The organism is Streptomyces sp. UNOB3_S3 (genome assembly GCF_020740895.1).
GTDB lineage: Bacteria > Actinomycetota > Actinomycetes > Streptomycetales > Streptomycetaceae > Streptomyces.
The window spans coordinates 1-16,356 of record NZ_JAILXP010000155.1; the positions used below are offsets into that span (position 1 = coordinate 1).

Sequence of the window (16,356 nt, forward strand, 5' to 3'; positions counted from 1 at the left end):
GCCCCGGCCTGAGCCGCCGCCCCCACCGGGGCGTCCGGGCCGGCCGGACCGGCCCGTCAGACGCGGGCGCTCTCCGTGTCCTGCTCCCGCTCCCCCTCCGGGGAGCGGGCCTCCGGCACCTCGGCCCGCTCCTGCTTGGCCGAGGCGCGCAGGCTGGTGATCGTGGTGACGATCAGCACGACGCAGATGACGCCCAGCGAGACCGGGATGCTGATCTCGGGGACCGCCACGCCGCTCTCGTGCAGGGCGTGGAGAACCAGCTTGACGCCGATGAAGCCGAGGATGACCGACAGGCCGTAGGAGAGGTGGACCAGCTTCTTCAGCAGCCCGCCTATCAGGAAGTACAGCTGCCGCAGGCCCATGAGCGCGAAGGCGTTGGCGGTGAAGACGATGTACGGGTCCTGGGTGAGGCCGAAGATCGCCGGTATGGAGTCGAGGGCGAAGAGCACGTCCGTCGTGCCGATCGCCAGCATGACGATCAGCATCGGGGTCATCAGCCGCTTGCCGTTCTCCACGATGAACAGCTTGGTGCCGTGGTAGCGGTCGGTGGAGGGGAAGCGGCGCTCGACCAGCTTCAGGAAGCGGTTCTCCTCGAACTCCTCGTCCTCCTCGTCGGCGCGCGCCTCCTGGATCAGCTTCCAGGCCGTCCAGATCAGGAAGGCGCCGAAGAGGTAGAAGATCCAGGAGAAGTTGGCGATGATCGCGGCGCCCGCGCCGATGAAGGCGGCCCGCAGCACCAGGGCTATGAGCACGCCGACCATGAGCACCCGCTGCTGGTAGATCGACGGCACCGAGAACTTCGCCATGATCAGGACGAAGACGAAGAGATTGTCGACACTCAGCGACTTCTCGGTGATGAAGCCCGCGAAGAACTCGCCGGCGGGCTGCCCGCCGGCGAAGACCAGGAGCCCCAGCCCGAAGAGCCCGGCCAGGGCCACCCAGACCGCCGTCCAGACCCCCGCCTCCTTGAGGGAGACCTCATGAGGCTTGCGGCCCCCGATGAAGAAGTCGGCGGCGACGAGGGCGCACAGACCGAGGATGGTCAGCACCCACAGGGTCAACGAGACGTCCACTGTTCCTCCGGCACGTCGTACGGGCGTACGGCAGTCCTCAGAACAGTACAGGAAGAACCAAGGAACAGTAAAGAGAAGCCCAAATCCGCAGGTCAGCGGGGTAGTGAGGGCAGCGGTCGGGAGGAGGAGCTAGATGCCGTACGCGCGCCGCGCCTGGCCGACCTGCCGCAGCACCTGCCCGACGACATCGCTCCCCGCGGGCACCCGCGACGGCTCGTACGTCCAGGCGTGCCCGACCCACGGGTCGGCGAGGTGGTCGTCCGGCACCGGGGTGATCCTCAGCAGCGAGCGCCACAGCGGGTCCAGGACGGGCCCGTAGGCCCGCGCGTCGTCCCGGTCGGCCACCATCAGCAGATGGACGCCCACGGACGGCCCCTCGTCGGCCAGATAGCGCAGCTGGGTGACGGCACGGTCGTCGAAACCGTGCGGGAAGTCGTTGACGATCAGCAGCTGCTCGCCCGTGTCGAGGTCCGGGGGCAGCGAGTCCAGGGCACGGTTGCGCACCGCCATCTGCACCAGGTCGACCCGGCGCGTCAGGCGCGCCAGCACGTCCGACGCCCCCTGCGCCCCGGTGGGCGGCGGCTCCTTCAGCGCCCCGGTCTCCAGCAGCGGCGCCAGGGCCGGGCCCGCCGCGCCGGCCGGGTCGATGACGTGGAGGGTGTAGTCCCCCACGGGGTGGACGGCCAGCAGCCGCACGGCGTGCGCGACCGCGCAGTCCACGGCCAGCCTGCGCAGCTCGGCCGAGTCCGGCAGGCCCGCGTCCCGGCCGCCGGACCGGCCGGCGTCGATCCACAGGCCGCGCTCCATCGGCAGCCGCACCAGCATGGGGATGCGCAGGCCGGGGCGCTCCGGCAGGTGCAGATCGCCCAGCCGCAGCGCCATCGGGGCCGACAGCGGCACCTGGTAGCCCTGCCAGACGGGGCTGTCCCAGCGGGCGTAGGCGGGCGGCAGGGCGTGCTCGACGACCTCGGCCTCCGCGACGAGCTGGGCGAGGTCCCGGTCGAGCACGGACCGCGCCTGGTCGACCAGCTCGGCGTGGCGGGCGCGGGCCTCCTCACGGGCCGTGTCGGAGGCCGGGCCGACGCGGGTGGCGGGGTCGGAGAGGACCCGGTCCAGCTCCCGCTCCAGGCGGGACTCCGCGAAGTCGACCGCGCTGCGGTAGGCGGCGACCGTTCGGGTCAGGTCCTCGAACATGCCCCAGACCTGGTTGTAGAGCCGCTCGTCCATGGACCAGCCGGTGGCGTCGCCCGCGACGGGCCCGGACGCTCCGGGCTCGTCGGCCGGGGCGGCCCGGTCCGGGCCCGAAGGCGTCGGTGCCGGCTCACGCGGCTCCGAGGCCGGCACCGAGGCCGGCTCCGGTCCCGCCGCCGGGGCCTGCCGGCCGCTCCGGCGGCCCGGATGCCGGTAGCTGATGGGACCGGCGGAGGCCGGGGCGGCCTGGGCCCGTACCGCGGTGGACCCGCCCTCGGCCCGGCCGGGCGCGGCACCGGTCCCGGCCGTGTCGTCCCGCTCCGCCTCGTCGGCCGCCACGGGCGCGCCGTCGCCGGTCGCGGGCTCGGCGGCGGACCCGGAACCGGCCTCGGCATGAGCGGGCTCGGTGTGAGCGGGCTCCTCGCGGACGGGCTCGGCGTGAACAAGCGGTGCCTGGACGGCGCGGGCCATACCTCGGGCGACCGCCTCGTCGATGCCGGCGGCCAGCTCGGCCGCTCCGGGCAGGCCCTGGTCGTGGAGCATCGCGGCCAGGCCTCCCGCGTACCCCTGGCCGACCGCGCGCACCTTCCAGGCGCCCTGCCGACGGTAGAGCTCAAGGGCGACGACCGCCGACTCGGCGTCCAGTCCGGTGACCGTGTAGCTGGCGATCTCGGTGCCGTCCGTGCCCGTCACGGCGAGGAAGGGGGCCGCGATCGCGCCGAAGCGCGCCGGGGCCGACGCCACGGAGGGGAGGGCGAGCAGCACGGTGAGCCGGTGGGCGGCCTCCGGGACGGCGTCCAGATCGACCGCCAGCCGGTGCTCGGCGGCGGCCTGCCCGGACACCTCCAGCCCGGGGAGTCTCGGCGAGGCGGGGTGCGCGACCCACTCGGCGCCGGTCACCCTGCCGTCCGCGTCACCGAGCGTCGCGCCCGCCACCACCGGATGGCCCGCCGAGACCCGGATCTCCAGTCGGGTACCGGGCAGTGGGTGGTTCTGCCCCCGCACCAGCTCGGCCGTCATCGCCGTTTCCCCCTATGTCGTGCTCGTCGTGTCGTGCCCGCCCGCGTGCGCGTACGCGGAGGCGTGCCCGCCCGCGTACGCGAGGGTGGTTACAGGACCGCCTGGATCTCCGCCAGCAGGTCCTGGAACGTCCGGCCGTTGGCCGGGGTGCCGACGGCCGTCATCTGCCAGCCGTTGCCCACGCGGTGGACCTTGGCCATGATCTGCGCGGTGTACGGGCCGCCGCCGTCCAGGGTGTAGCGGGCCAGCTCCTGGCCGGTGGTCTCGTCGACCAGGCGGCAGAAGGCGTTGCGGACCTCGGCGAAGGTCTGGCCGGTGAACGAGTTCACCGTGAACACGATCTGATTGACGTGCACCGGGACGCGCTGGAGGTCGACGAGGATCGACTCGTCGTCACCACCCTGGCCCGCGCCGCCGACCAGGTTGTCGCCGGTGTGGCGCACCGAGCCGTCCTTGCTGACCAGCTGCTGGAAGAAGGCCACGTCGACCGGCTGCTTGTCGGCGAAGAGCACCGCCGAGGCGTCGAGGTCGATCTCCTTCGTCCGCGTCCCGAACAGCCCGCGGCGGGGGGCCGCCTGCCAGCCCAGCCCCATCCGCACCGCGGTCAGGGTGCCCCCGTCGGCCTTCTGAAGGCTGATGCCCTGGCCCTTGGACAAGTTGACCGTCACGCGCAGTCCCTCTCTCGTTGGCTGTGCCCCCGTGGCCGCACGCGTTCCGTACGGCCGTCTTCACATACGACCCTATGCACACGCGACCGTCGCGTACGCACCCGGGAGAGGTTTGTGGCGGTCTTGCAACATGCTCCGTACCAGGTCGGGCAGGCTGGGATATGCTGCCGCGCCGCTCGTCAGGCCAGCCCCGCCTCACGCATCTGCCGCAGCTCCTTCTTCAGCTCGCCCACCTCGTCGCGCAGCCGTGCCGCGACCTCGAACTGGAGCTCCGCCGCGGCGGCGCGCATACGGTCGGTCATGTCCTCGATGAGCTGGGCCAGTTCCGCGGCGGGGCGGTCCGTGAGCACCGCCTCCTCGGCCTTGGCCTTCCCCTTGGCCCTGCTCTTCCCCTTGCCGGCCGGGGCCGTGGGGACCGGGGCCTTCCCCTTGTCCTTGCCGGCCTTGCGGTAGCCCGTGCCCAGCAGCTCCTCGGTGTCGAGCTCCTCGCGGGCGAGGGAGGCGACGATGTCACCGATCTTCTTGCGGAGCGGCTGCGGGTCGATGCCCCGCTCCTTGTTGTAGGCGACCTGCTTCTCGCGGCGGCGGTTGGTCTCGTCGATGGCCTTCTCCATCGCGGGGGTGATCTTGTCGGCGTACATATGGACCTGTCCGGAGACATTGCGCGCCGCGCGGCCGATGGTCTGGATCAGGGACGTCCCGGAGCGCAGGAAGCCCTCCTTGTCGGCGTCGAGGATGGCCACCAGCGACACCTCGGGCAGGTCGAGACCCTCGCGCAGCAGGTTGATGCCGACCAGGACGTCGAACTCGCCGGCGCGCAGCTCGCGCAGGAGCTCGACGCGGCGCAGCGTGTCGACGTCGCTGTGGAGGTAGCGCACCTGGATGCCGAGCTCCAGGAAGTAGTCGGTGAGGTCCTCGGCCATCTTCTTGGTGAGGGTGGTCACGAGGACGCGCTCGTCGCGCTCGGTGCGGGTGCGGATCTCGTGGACCAGATCGTCGATCTGGCCCTCGGTCGGCTTGACGACGACCTCGGGGTCGACGAGGCCGGTGGGGCGGATGATCTGCTCGACGAAGCCGTCGCCGCGCGAGAGCTCGTAGGGGCCGGGCGTCGCGGAGAGGTAGACGGTCTGGCCGATGCGCTCGGTGAACTCCTCCCACTTCAGCGGGCGGTTGTCCATGGCGGACGGCAGGCGGAAGCCGTGCTCGACGAGCGTGCGCTTGCGGGACGCGTCGCCCTCGTACATCGCGCCGATCTGCGGGACGGTGACGTGCGACTCGTCGATGACGAGGAGGAAGTCCTCGGGGAAGTAGTCGAGGAGGGTGTTGGGCGGGGAGCCGGGCTCGCGGTCGTCCATGTGCAGCGAGTAGTTCTCGATGCCCGAGCAGGAGCCGATCTGGCGCATCATCTCGATGTCGTAGGTGGTGCGCATCCGCAGCCGCTGGGCCTCCAGGAGCTTGCCCTGCTTCTCCAGCTGGGCCAGGCGCTCCTCCAGCTCGCGCTCGATGCCCGCGACGGCCTTCTCCATCCGCTCCGCGCCGGCGATGTAGTGGCTGGCGGGGAAGACGTAGAGCTCCTGGTCGTCGGAGATGACCTCGCCGGTGAGCGGGTGGAGCGTGGAGAGCGCCTCGATCTCGTCGCCGAACATCTCGATGCGGACGGCCAGTTCCTCGTAGACCGGGAAGATCTCGACGGTGTCGCCGCGCACCCGGAAGGTGCCCCGGGTGAAGGCCAGGTCGTTGCGCGTGTACTGGATCTCGACGAAGCGGCGCAGCAGCGTGTCGCGGTCGATCTCCTGGCCGACCTTCAGCGGCACCATGCGGTCCACGTACTCCTGCGGCGTGCCCAGGCCGTAGATGCAGGAGACCGATGCCACGACGATCACATCACGCCGGGTGAGCAGCGAGTTCGTGGCGGAGTGGCGCAGCCGCTCGACCTCCTCGTTGATCGAGGAGTCCTTCTCGATGTAGGTGTCCGACTGCGGGACGTACGCCTCGGGCTGGTAGTAGTCGTAGTACGACACGAAGTATTCGACGGCGTTGTTGGGCAACAGCTCGCGGAACTCGTTGGCGAGCTGGGCCGCGAGGGTCTTGTTGGGCGCCATGACGAGCGTGGGCCGCTGCAGCTTCTCGATCATCCACGCGGTGGTGGCCGACTTGCCGGTGCCGGTCGCGCCGAGGAGGACGACGTCCTTCTCTCCCGCGCGGATGCGCCGCTCCAGCTCCGCGATGGCCGTCGGCTGGTCGCCGCTGGGCTGGAAGGGGCTGACGACCTCGAAGGGCGCCACCTTGCGTTCGATCTTGGATACGGGCCGCATGAGACCACCGTACGGCCCACCACTGACAACGGCCTCGTCCCCCGCCCGCCGCCCCCGTTTCCCCGCCGGTCACGGGGCGAACGCCGGGCGAAATGTCGGCAAAGGTCTCCGGCTCCGGCTGCCCCGGCCGTCGCGATCACGTACACGTTTGCTGTACCACTTTCCGTGCACCAGGTACGACGTTCCGTACGCGAGGGCCGGGGCGCGACGGGCGTCCCGGCCCCGGACGCCGCGAGGAGCCCCCATGCGCATCCGCATCGCCTCCGCCGTGACCGGTGTGCTCGCCGGTCTGTCCCTGTCGACGCTCGCCTCCGTGCCCGCCACCGGGGTCGCCGCGGCGCCCGCGCACGCCGCCGACGGGGGCCCGGACGCCCCCGTCGTCATCGGCCACCGCGGGGTGCCCGTCGAGGCGCCGGAGAACACCCTGGCCTCGATCGACAGAGCGGCCCGGCTGGGCACCGTCTGGGTGGAGAACGACGTCCAGCGCACCAAGGACGGCGCCCTGATCGTCATCCACGACACCACCCTGGACCGCACCACGGACGTGAAGCGGCGCTACCCGGGACGCGCCCCCTGGAAGGTCGCCGACTTCACGCTCGACGAGATCGAGAAACTCGACGCCGGCAGCTGGTACGACAGCCGTTTCACCGGTGAACGGGTGCCCACGCTCGACCGCTATCTGCGCCGGGTCGACCACAACCACCAGAAGCTGCTGCTGGAGGTGAAGGCCCCGGAGCTCTACCCGGGCATCGAGCGGCAGATAGTGGCCGAACTGCGCCGCTCCGGCTGGCTGGACCGGCAGCACATCGACGAGGAACTGGTCGTCCAGAGCTTCAGCGCGCCGTCCCTGAAGACGCTGCACAAGCTCCGCCCCGACATCAAGAAGGGCTTCCTGGGCGCCCCGAAGGCCGCCGACCTCGCCTCGTACGCCGCGTTCGCCGACCAGATCAACCCGGACCACACGCGGATCACCGCCGACTGGGTCGCCGCCGCGCACGCCCTCAAGGGCCCGCACGGGCGGCGGCTGGAGGTCTGCGCGTGGACCGTCGACGACGAGGACAAGGCGGTCGGCCTCGCCCGGATGGGCGTGGACGGCATCATCACCAACGCCCCCCACGTCATCGCCGCCGCCCTGGACGACGACGCGGACGACCCGTCCCTCCTGAACGACGACGGCCGGCCCGGACCGGACCCGGCCGGCGGCCCGGCCGACGAGGACGCGCCCCTCGACGACGCCGTCTGACCCCCGGGGCCCCGGCAGGGGGCGTCCGGCCACGCTCTACGCTGGGGGCGTGACGGACTCCGAGCGCCCCCTGCCGCCCGGCCCCCGGACCTGGGCGTGGTCGACGACCGACTCGCCGGTCGGGCCCGTGGGCCTCGCCGCGACCCCGGACGGCCTGCTGAGCGTCGTCTTCCACGCCGACGCCGACAAGACCGGACGGACCCTGTCCCACCTGGAACGGCATCTGGGCGCCGCCCCCGTGGCGGCGCCCTCCGCCTGCCACGACGTCCTCGCCGAGGCCGCGGACGAGCTCCGGGACTACTTCGCGGGCCGCCTCCGCGTCTTCTCCGTGCCCCTGGACTGGTCCCTCACCTCCGGCTTCAACCGCCGCACCCTGCGCGAGCTCCTCGCCCACGTCCCCTACGGCACCGTCGTCGCCTACCAGGACCTCGCCACCCGCCTGGGCGACCCCGGCGCGGCCCGCGCGGTCGGCGTGGCCATGGGAAGCAACCCGCTGCCCATCGTGGTCCCCTGCCACCGCGTCATCGGGAGCGACGGCGGTCTGGGCGGCTTCGGCCCGGGCCTGGAGGCCAAGCGGGTCCTGCTGTCGCTGGAGGGGGTCCTTCCGGAGCCGCTGTTCTGAGTCCCGCTGGGTCCCACTGCTCCGGGCCCCGCTATTCCGGACTCTGCTGTTCCGGACCCCGCTCCCGAGGGATGCTGGAAGCGGGAGATGGTGCGCCATGCGTACGGGCAACGAACCCATGACGGCGCGCAGCCCGCTGCGGCTGCGGTGCGGGCTGGCGTCCTTCGGGCTGGTGTGGACGGCCGCCGGGACGGTGTTCTTCGCGCTGGCCGGGCGGCCGGGGTGGGCGATCGCGTTCGGGGTGGTGATGCTCGTGACCGTGGTCGACCTGATCGTGATCATCCGGCACATCCGGCAGGGGCCGCACTACCAGCCGGGCCGGGACGTCCCGCCGTATGAGCCCGTCAAGCCTTCAAACCACCCCGGAAGGAATTCCTAGCCCTACGACGACGGCGGGTCCTCCCTGGCCGCCAGGAAGCGGCGGGCCTCGGCCGTCCGCCGCTCCTGTTCCTCCGGCGAGAGGCGTTCCCAGGCGGCCTGAGCGGTCTCGACGCTCTCGGTGAGCGCCTCGGAGTACGCGCCGACGCACAGTGCCTCGTGGAGGCGCATGCGGCCGGAGAGGACCTCCTGGGCCATCTCCCGCAGGACCTCACCGCCGCTGCCGCCCGCGAGGTGCCGGAGCGCCTCGTGGACGACGCGGGCCCGGGCCCGGTCGCGGCCCGGGGTCACGAATTCCTCGAATCCGACGTGCTGTTCCGGCATCGCCCGCCGCTCCTTCCGTATCCGGCGTCAGACGGCCGGGTGGTCGTAACTCGTACGCGGCAGCGGAAAGGAGCCGAGCGAAGCCACGATCTCGCCGCCGGTCCGCCCGATCACCGCACAGCTGACGTTCATGGCCGCCTGCGCCGCGTTGAGGAGATTGGTCATCGCGGTCCATTCCTTGAGGATGGTCTTCGCCTCGGCGGCGCCGAGCGCGTATCCCATCGCGGCGCCCCATCCGGTCCATCCGGAGGCGGCGGAGGCCGCGACGGCGATGGAGACGGTGATGAGCGCGTCGAGGATCGCGCTGACGCACGCGGCGACGGCCTCGCCGGTGTACGCCACCGAGCGGGCGATCTCCCGGTATTCGCCGTCGATCGTGTACAGGGCGTCCCGCGCGTCCTCCAGGTTCTTGCGGAGGGCGTCGAAGTAGCCGTGCGCGGCGTCGGCCGCGTTCCCCTGCCAGGTCGCGCGGACGGCCCCGGTGCCGGACCCGAGGTTCCGGGCGAGGGCGTCGCAGGAATGGCCCAGGTTCCGCCAGACGTCGGCGCACTGCGCGTACGCCTCCCAGTCCCCGGCGAGGGCGTGCCTCGCGTATTCCATCGGGTCGCCGGGCACCATCAGCTCGGCCAGTTTCAGGAACCATCCGGCCGGGCTGAGGAAATCCCCGACGTCGTTGACGGGTTTCAGCGGATGGACGAACTCCGCGGGCTTCCGGGGCGGGGTGAGGTGCCGGGTCGGCTCGGCCACGTCGGCGAAGTCCATGTCCGGGTCAGCGCCTCGTCCGGCCGTAGGCCGCGTCCGTCTCGGCGGCGACCGCGAGGTCGGTGCGCCGGTAGTACGAGGCCGCGGCGCCCAGTTCCCGCGCCGACTCCCCGAGTACGGCGGTCAGCCGGTCGAGGGTGCGCAGCACGGTGTCCCGCACATCGGTGTGCTGTCCCGCGAGCAATCCCAGCAGCCCGTGTTCCATGAAGTCGAACGAGGTGAATCCCCTGGTGTAGGAGGCCATTTCCGAGGCGTCCTCCGCGCCCCTGCCCACCTGCCGGGAGAATTCCTCAAGCCGTCCCGTCTCCACCTGAAGTCGCCCGGACATGGCAGCCCTTTCCCCCTGTCGATACGCATCCGGTCCGAACCGGCGTCACGGCGATACGCATGCCAGCAGGAAGCACGCCAGCATGCCCACGCCTCCCACCCTGCGCAGCCACCGCACGTGCTCGGCCACCATGGCCCTGCGCAGCATTTCCCGGACCGCCTTGAACTGGCCGAGGGTCTTGGGCTGGAATCCCGCGACGACGAGCATGACGCCGTGGGCCATGAGGGGAAGGGCCATGAAGAGGAAGATCAGCCATTCCCAGAACGTCCGTAGGCCGATGAGGGAATAGGAGCCCCATTCCCTGTAGACCGTCAGCCGTTCACCGGGGACGTACGAGCCGTCGATCTCGGCGTCCCTCAGCACCGCGCCGCCGTCCGAGGGACGGAACACCCCGTCGCAGCTGGTCCCTTCGTGACCGCTCCCCTGCCGGGTGATCCGGCAGTGGCCGATGGTCATGGTCCCCTGGTGGTCCGCGTAGCCCACGGCCTTCACCGCGGACGTGGCGGTGAACTCCATGAGCAGCAGCCCGGCCACGACGAGGCAGAGCCCGCCGAAGCGGGTCTTGAGCCTCGGCCGGGGCATGGGCGCGAAGGGACTCGCACCGAGCAGTTCCGGCATGGCCATGGTCGTCGTTCCCCTTCGGAGCAGTCGCGCGGTGACGCCGTTCAGGGCGACACGCTAGCGACGCGGAGAGGGGGTGCCGGCGCGGTACGAACGGCCACCGGCCGCGGGGACACGAGCCGGGAAGGCCCGTAGCAAGGGCTGACCGTGCGCCACCGCCCGTCGGCGGGGCGCTCCCGGTCTCACCCGATCTGATGAACGGTGTGACGGCTCAGCTCGGCCGGGCGGCCGCCCGCTCGCGCAGTCGCTCCCAGACGGCCCTGACCTGGGGCTCCAGTTCCTCCAGCGGGCCGTCGTTGTCGATGACGAGGTCCGCGACGGCCAGTCGCCGCTCCCGGGTGGCCTGGGCCGCCATCCGGGCGCGGGCCTCCTCGGGGGTCATGCCCCGCAGCCGGACGAGCCGGTCCAGCCGGGTCCCGGTGCCGGCGTCGATGACCACCACCAGGTCGTAGAGGGGGGCGAGCCCGTTCTCGGCGAGGAGGGGGACGTCGTGGACGACGACGTCGTCCGGGCCGGCGGCGGCCTCCAGCTCGGCCGAGCGGGCGCGGACGAGGGGGTGCACGATGGCGTTGAGGGCGGCGAGCCGGTCCTTGTCGGCGAAGACGATCGCGCCCAGCGCGGGCCGGTCGAGGGTGCCCTCGTCGGTGAGGACGCCGGGGCCGAACTCGGCGACCACCGCCGCCAGTCCGGGCGTGCCCGGCTCCACCACTTCCCGTGCGATGCGGTCCGAGTCGACGACGACCGCTCCGTACGACGCGAGGAGCCGCGACACCTCGCTCTTGCCCGCGCCGATCCCGCCCGTGAGGCCCACCTTCAGCATGGGCCCCACGCTATCGGGCCGGGTGTCAGCGGCCGCCGTCGCCCTCCCGGTCGGCGAGGAAACGCTCGAATTCGGCACCCAGTTCATCGGCGGAGGGCAGTTCGACCGGCTCGGCGACGAGGTTGCCGCGGGTCTCGGCCCCGGCCACCGCGTCGTACTGGTGCTCAAGGCCCCGGACGAGCGCGGTCAGCTCCTCGTCGCCCTCGCCGAGCTGGCGCTCGATCTCCTCCTGGGTGCGGTGCGCCGCGGTGCGCAGGGCGTGGGCGGCGTCGGGCAGGACGAGCCCCGTGGCGGCGGTGACCGCCTCCAGGGCCGTCAGCGCCGCGTCGGGGTAGGGCGAGCGGGCGACGTAGTGCGGGACGTGGGCGGCGACGCCCAGGACGTCGTGGCCGGCCTCGGCGAGGCGGTACTCGACGAACGACTCGGCGCTGCCGGGCACCTGGGCCTCGTCGAAGAAGCTGCGGTGACCGGGCATCAGGTCCGTGCGGTTGCCGTGGGGGGTGATGCCGACGGGCCGGGTGTGGGGGACGCCCATCGGGATGCCGTGGAAGTTGACGGACAGCCGTACGCCGAGCCGCTCCACGAGCTGCCGCACGGCGACGGCGAAGCGCTCCCACTCCACGTCCGGCTCGGGGCCGGTGAGCAGGAGGAACGGGGCGCCCGTGGCGTCCTGCACCAGGTACAGCTCCAGCTTCGGCGTCTCGTAGGCGGTCCAGCGGTCGCGCTGGAACGTCAGCAGGGGGCGCCGCGCGCGGTAGTCGATGAGCCGGTCGTGGTCGAAGCGGGCCACGACCTGGTGCGGCAGGTCGCCCAGCAGCCGCTTGACGATCAGCTCGCCCGTCTCACCGGCGTCGATGTAGCCCTCGAAGTGGTAGAGCATGACCAGTCCGGCCGTGTCCTGGGCGAGCGCCAGGTCGGCCACGGCGAGCCCCTTGGGCTCCCATTCGTACAAACCCTGCGGATCCAACACGGTGACCGTTCCTCCTCATGTTCCTTGGGAGGGAACGTCCTTGGGCACCGTGACCATTCCCGCCCGGGACGGAGCGCGGGGGTGAAAAGGGCGCGGGAGCGAAAAGGGGCGGCAGACGCGCGTAAGGCCCGCTCTCCGAGGAGAGCGGGCCTTACGTCGGTCAGCTATTCAGCTGCGCTGTCGGTCAGAGCCTCAGCTCTGGCCGCCGGCGAGCTTCTCGCGCAGGGCGGCGAGAGCCTCGTCCGACGCCAGGGCGCCGGAGGTGTCGGCCGACTCCGAGGAGTACGAGCCACCGGCCGGAGCGGCCTGGGCAGCGGCCTGGTCGCCGGCGGCGGCAGCCTCGGCGTCCGCCTCGCGGGACTTGATGACCTGCGCCTGGTGCTGCTCGAAGCGCTGCTGCGCCTCGGCGTACTGGCGCTCCCACTCCTCGCGCTGCTTCTCGTAGCCCGGCAGCCAGTCGTTGGCCTCGGGGTCGAAGCCCTCGGGGTAGATGTAGTTGCCCTGGTCGTCGTAGGACGCGGCCATGCCGTACAGGGTCGGGTCGAACTCGACCACGGACGGGTCGGCACCGAAGGACTCGTTGGCCTGCTTCAGCGAGAGGCTGATGCGACGACGCTCGAGGTCGATGTCGATGACCTTGACGAAGATCTCGTCGTTGACCTGGACGACCTGCTCCGGGATCTCCACGTGGCGCTCGGCCAGCTCGGAGATGTGGACCAGGCCCTCGATGCCCTCGTCGACGCGGACGAACGCACCGAACGGAACGAGCTTGGTGACCTTACCCGGGACGACCTGACCGATCTGGTGGGTCCGGGCGAACTGCTGCCACGGGTCTTCCTGGGTGGCCTTGAGCGACAGGGAGACGCGCTCGCGGTCCATGTCCACGTCGAGAACCTCGACGGTGACCTCCTGGCCGACCTCGACAACCTCGGACGGGTGGTCGATGTGCTTCCAGGACAGCTCGGAGACGTGGACGAGACCGTCGACGCCACCCAGGTCCACGAAGGCACCGAAGTTGACGATGGAGGAGACGACGCCGGAGCGCACCTGACCCTTCTGGAGGGTGGTGAGGAAGGTCTGGCGGACCTCGCTCTGGGTCTGCTCCAGCCAGGCGCGGCGGGACAGGACCACGTTGTTGCGGTTCTTGTCCAGCTCGATGATCTTGGCCTCGAGCTCCTTGCCCACGTAGGGCTGGAGGTCGCGGACGCGACGCATCTCGACCAGGGAGGCCGGCAGGAAGCCACGGAGGCCGATGTCGAGGATGAGACCACCCTTGACGACCTCGATGACGGTACCGGTGACGATGCCGTCCTCTTCCTTGATCTTCTCGATGGTGCCCCAGGCACGCTCGTACTGGGCGCGCTTCTTCGAGAGGATCAGGCGACCTTCCTTGTCCTCCTTCTGGAGAACAAGGGCCTCGATCTCGTCGCCGACCTTGACGACCTCGTTCGGGTCGACGTCGTGCTTGATCGAGAGCTCGCGGGAGGGGATGACACCCTCGGTCTTGTAACCGATGTCGAGCAGGACCTCGTCCCGGTCGACCTTCACGATGACGCCGTCGACGATGTCGCCGTCGTTGAAGTACTTGATCGTCTCGTCGATCGCGGCGAGGAAGGCTTCCTCGTTACCGATGTCGTTGACCGCAACCTGCGGGGTGGTGGCGGTGGTCTCGGTGCTGCTCGTCATGTGGGAAAGGGCTCCGGTACGGACATTGAAGTCGTAGGTACTGCTACGCCGAGAGCCCTTATCGCACTGCCGAAGCCGGACAGCCTTGGAGGCGCACTCTCCGTAAAGAGCTTCTGACCCGGCGGAACCGGGAGCGCCTCGACAACCGAGGGGACATACAACAAGTGCGAGCACGGCCTGCTCCGTCTGAGGCGCGCAGGCTCGCAGCGCAACTTGTAGCATACGGGGGCAGCCGGACACGGTCAATGCGCGAAGGCGCACACCCGGGACGAATCGCAGCAATTCCGGCACAACTCGGGTTGTGCGAGGCCACGGGGGTCCCGAACCACCCCAGCGCGCCACCCTCCGACCCCACCGCCGGCCGGCACACGGCCTGGGCACGACCGCCAGGATGATCAGATGATCCAAGAATACGAGCCCGAGGCCACCCGCCGTGAGACCGGCGAGACCGAGAGCAGCCGGGCCAGCCGTGGCTGGTGGGACCGCAACGCGGACGAGTACCAGAACGAGCACGGCGGCTTCCTCGGCGACGACCGCTTCGTCTGGGGTCCGGAGGGCCTCGACGAGGCGGAGGCCGCCCTGCTGGGCCCGGCGGAGTCGCTCAGGGGCCTGGACGTCCTGGAGATCGGCGCCGGCGCGGCCCAGTGCTCGCGCTGGCTGGCCGCGCGGGGCGCCCGCCCCGTGGCCCTCGACCTCTCCCACCGGCAGCTCCAGCACGCCCTGCGGATCGGCGCCGACTTCCCGCTCGTGGAGGCCGACGCCTGTGCCCTGCCCTTCGCGGACGGCTCCTTCGACCTGGCCTGCTCCGCGTACGGCGCGGTGCCGTTCGTCGCCGACCCGGTACGGCTGATGCGCGAGGTGCGGCGGGTGCTGCGGCCCGGCGGCCGCTGGGTCTTCTCGGTGACCCACCCCATCCGCTGGGCGTTCCCGGACGAGCCCGGGCCCGAGGGGCTGTCCGTCGCCGCGTCGTACTTCGACCGCACGCCCTATGTGGAGCAGGACGAGACGGGCCGGGCGGTCTACGTGGAGCACCACCGCACGATCGGTGACCGGGTGCGCGACGTGGTGGCCGCGGGCTTCCGCATCGTCGACCTGGTCGAGCCGGAGTGGCCCGCGTGGAACCAGCAGGAGTGGGGCGGCTGGTCCCCGCTGCGGGGGCATCTGATCCCGGGGACGGCGATCTTCGTCTGCGAGCGCGGCTGACCCTGCGGGTGGCTTCCGGGGACGGCGCGCCCGCCCCATGCGGGGCGGCACCGTCCCCGCTGCGCGACATGCGCGGGCCGTCGGGGCTGATCGCGCCCACGCGGCGGTAGCCGCACATCGACGCTGCCCCGCGCCCCTACGGGGCGCATCCGCCCGTGGGCGAGACTTGGGCACGTGATCCGTGACGACGCCCTCGCCCAGTTGCCCGTGCGGTCCGTGCTGCCCGCCCTTGAGGAGGCGCTGGACGGGCACGGGACGGCCGTGCTGTGCGCGCCGCCCGGTACCGGTAAGACGACGCTGGTGCCGCTGGCGCTGGCGGGCCTGACCGGCTCCGGGCCGGAGCGCCGCGTCCTGGTCGCCGAGCCCCGCCGCATCGCCGCGCGCGCCGCCGCGCGGCGGATGGCGTGGCTGCTCGGCGAGGAGACGGGCAACCGCGTCGGCTTCACCGTGCGCGGCGAGCGCAGGGCCGGGCCCTCGACCGTGGTGGAGGTCGTCACCACCGGTGTCCTGCTCCAGCGCCTCCAGCGCGACCCGGAGCTCGCCGGGGTCGACGTCGTGGTGCTCGACGAGTGCCACGAACGCCATCTGGACGCCGACACGGCGGCCGCCTTCCTCCTGGACGTCCGGGCCGCGCTGCGCCCGGAGCTGCGCCTGGTGGCCGCGTCGGCGACAACGGATGCCGAGGGCTGGGCGCGGCTGCTGGGCGGCGCGCCGGTGGTGGAGGCGCACGGGGTGTCGCACCCCGTGGAGGTGGTGTGGGCGCCGCCGGAGCGCGCGATACGGCCGCCGCACGGCATGCGCGTGGATCCCGCGCTGCTGGAGCACGTGGCCGCCGTGGTGCGGCGGGCGCTGCGCGAGCGGGACGGCGACGTGCTGTGCTTCCTGCCCGGCGTGGGCGAGATCGGCCGGGTGGCCGGTCTCCTCGGGGGGAGCCCCGGCGGGGCCGAGGTGCTCCAGGTGCACGGGCGGGCCCCGGCCGCCGCGCAGGACGCGGTGCTGGCCGGCGGCACCGGTACCCGGCGCGTGGTGCTGGCGACGTCGGTGGCCGAGTCGAGCCTGACCGTGCCGGGCGTACGGGTCGTGGTGGACGCGGGTCTGGCCCGGGAGCCGCGCATGGACCACGCCCGGGGGC

The 16,356-nt window shown here is 71.8% G+C and carries 16 protein-coding genes; 5 read left to right on the forward strand and 11 right to left on the reverse strand.

Features of this window, described 5'->3' with window-relative positions:
- Positions 1 to 56 precede the first annotated feature (56 nt).
- From K6I33_RS18255 to uvrB, 4 genes are all read right to left on the reverse strand, one after another.
- Entirely contained in the window at positions 57 to 1,073 is a 1,017-nt protein-coding gene (locus K6I33_RS18255; RefSeq protein ID WP_229353557.1) for a TerC family protein, read from the reverse strand.
- Between the two features lie 129 nt (positions 1,074 to 1,202).
- Positions 1,203 to 3,284, reverse strand: a complete 2,082-nt coding sequence (locus tag K6I33_RS18260; protein ID WP_229353565.1) for a TerD family protein — start codon at positions 3,282 to 3,284, stop codon at positions 1,203 to 1,205.
- 89 nt (positions 3,285 to 3,373) lie between these two features.
- Positions 3,374 to 3,952 carry a TerD family protein gene (locus tag K6I33_RS18265; RefSeq protein WP_229353567.1) on the reverse strand — a complete coding sequence of 193 codons (579 nt, stop codon included), beginning with the start codon at positions 3,950 to 3,952 and terminating at the stop codon, positions 3,374 to 3,376.
- A gap of 179 nt (positions 3,953 to 4,131) precedes the next feature.
- Entirely contained in the window at positions 4,132 to 6,267 is a 2,136-nt protein-coding gene (gene uvrB, locus K6I33_RS18270; protein WP_238491748.1) for an excinuclease ABC subunit UvrB, read from the reverse strand.
- Between the two features lie 244 nt (positions 6,268 to 6,511).
- Here uvrB and K6I33_RS18275 point away from each other — a divergent pair, with 244 nt between their 5' ends.
- From K6I33_RS18275 to K6I33_RS18285, 3 genes are all read left to right on the forward strand, one after another.
- Entirely contained in the window at positions 6,512 to 7,510 is a 999-nt protein-coding gene (locus K6I33_RS18275) for a glycerophosphodiester phosphodiesterase family protein (protein ID WP_229353569.1), read from the forward strand.
- A gap of 49 nt (positions 7,511 to 7,559) precedes the next feature.
- Entirely contained in the window at positions 7,560 to 8,132 is a 573-nt protein-coding gene (locus K6I33_RS18280; protein ID WP_229353571.1) for a methylated-DNA--[protein]-cysteine S-methyltransferase, read from the forward strand.
- A gap of 97 nt (positions 8,133 to 8,229) precedes the next feature.
- The gene (locus K6I33_RS18285) at positions 8,230 to 8,511 is read left to right on the forward strand and encodes a DUF6343 family protein (protein ID WP_229353578.1); all 282 of its coding nucleotides are present in this window, start codon (positions 8,230 to 8,232) and stop codon (positions 8,509 to 8,511) included.
- A 2-nt stretch (positions 8,512 to 8,513) separates the two neighbouring features.
- Here K6I33_RS18285 and K6I33_RS18290 read toward each other — a convergent pair whose 3' ends face one another.
- The 7 genes from K6I33_RS18290 to rpsA form a co-directional block, all read right to left on the reverse strand.
- Positions 8,514 to 8,834: a hypothetical protein gene (locus K6I33_RS18290; RefSeq protein WP_229353582.1), complete on the reverse strand. Its 321-nt coding sequence runs from the start codon at positions 8,832 to 8,834 to the stop codon at positions 8,514 to 8,516.
- Between the two features lie 27 nt (positions 8,835 to 8,861).
- The gene (locus tag K6I33_RS18295) at positions 8,862 to 9,596 is read right to left on the reverse strand and encodes a WXG100 family type VII secretion target (RefSeq protein WP_229353585.1); all 735 of its coding nucleotides are present in this window, start codon (positions 9,594 to 9,596) and stop codon (positions 8,862 to 8,864) included.
- 7 nt (positions 9,597 to 9,603) lie between these two features.
- Complete coding sequence (locus tag K6I33_RS18300; protein ID WP_229353588.1) at positions 9,604 to 9,924, reverse strand: type VII secretion target; 321 nt, start codon at positions 9,922 to 9,924, stop codon at positions 9,604 to 9,606.
- A gap of 45 nt (positions 9,925 to 9,969) precedes the next feature.
- Positions 9,970 to 10,548: a hypothetical protein gene (locus tag K6I33_RS18305; protein WP_229353590.1), complete on the reverse strand. Its 579-nt coding sequence runs from the start codon at positions 10,546 to 10,548 to the stop codon at positions 9,970 to 9,972.
- 208 nt (positions 10,549 to 10,756) lie between these two features.
- A complete protein-coding gene (gene coaE, locus K6I33_RS18310) occupies positions 10,757 to 11,365 on the reverse strand; it encodes a dephospho-CoA kinase (protein WP_229353593.1) in 609 nt (202 codons plus the stop codon).
- 25 nt (positions 11,366 to 11,390) lie between these two features.
- The gene (locus K6I33_RS18315) at positions 11,391 to 12,335 is read right to left on the reverse strand and encodes a PAC2 family protein (RefSeq protein ID WP_229353596.1); all 945 of its coding nucleotides are present in this window, start codon (positions 12,333 to 12,335) and stop codon (positions 11,391 to 11,393) included.
- 192 nt (positions 12,336 to 12,527) lie between these two features.
- A complete protein-coding gene (gene rpsA / locus K6I33_RS18320; RefSeq protein WP_189455052.1) occupies positions 12,528 to 14,021 on the reverse strand; it encodes a 30S ribosomal protein S1 in 1,494 nt (497 codons plus the stop codon).
- Positions 14,022 to 14,420: 399 nt separating this feature from the next.
- Here rpsA and K6I33_RS18325 point away from each other — a divergent pair, with 399 nt between their 5' ends.
- Together K6I33_RS18325 and K6I33_RS18330 are read left to right on the forward strand one after the other, a co-directional pair.
- Complete coding sequence (locus tag K6I33_RS18325) at positions 14,421 to 15,224, forward strand: class I SAM-dependent methyltransferase (protein WP_229353598.1); 804 nt, start codon at positions 14,421 to 14,423, stop codon at positions 15,222 to 15,224.
- A gap of 174 nt (positions 15,225 to 15,398) precedes the next feature.
- The coding region (locus K6I33_RS18330; protein WP_229353608.1) for a DEAD/DEAH box helicase at positions 15,399 to 16,356 on the forward strand (958 nt) is incomplete at its 3' end.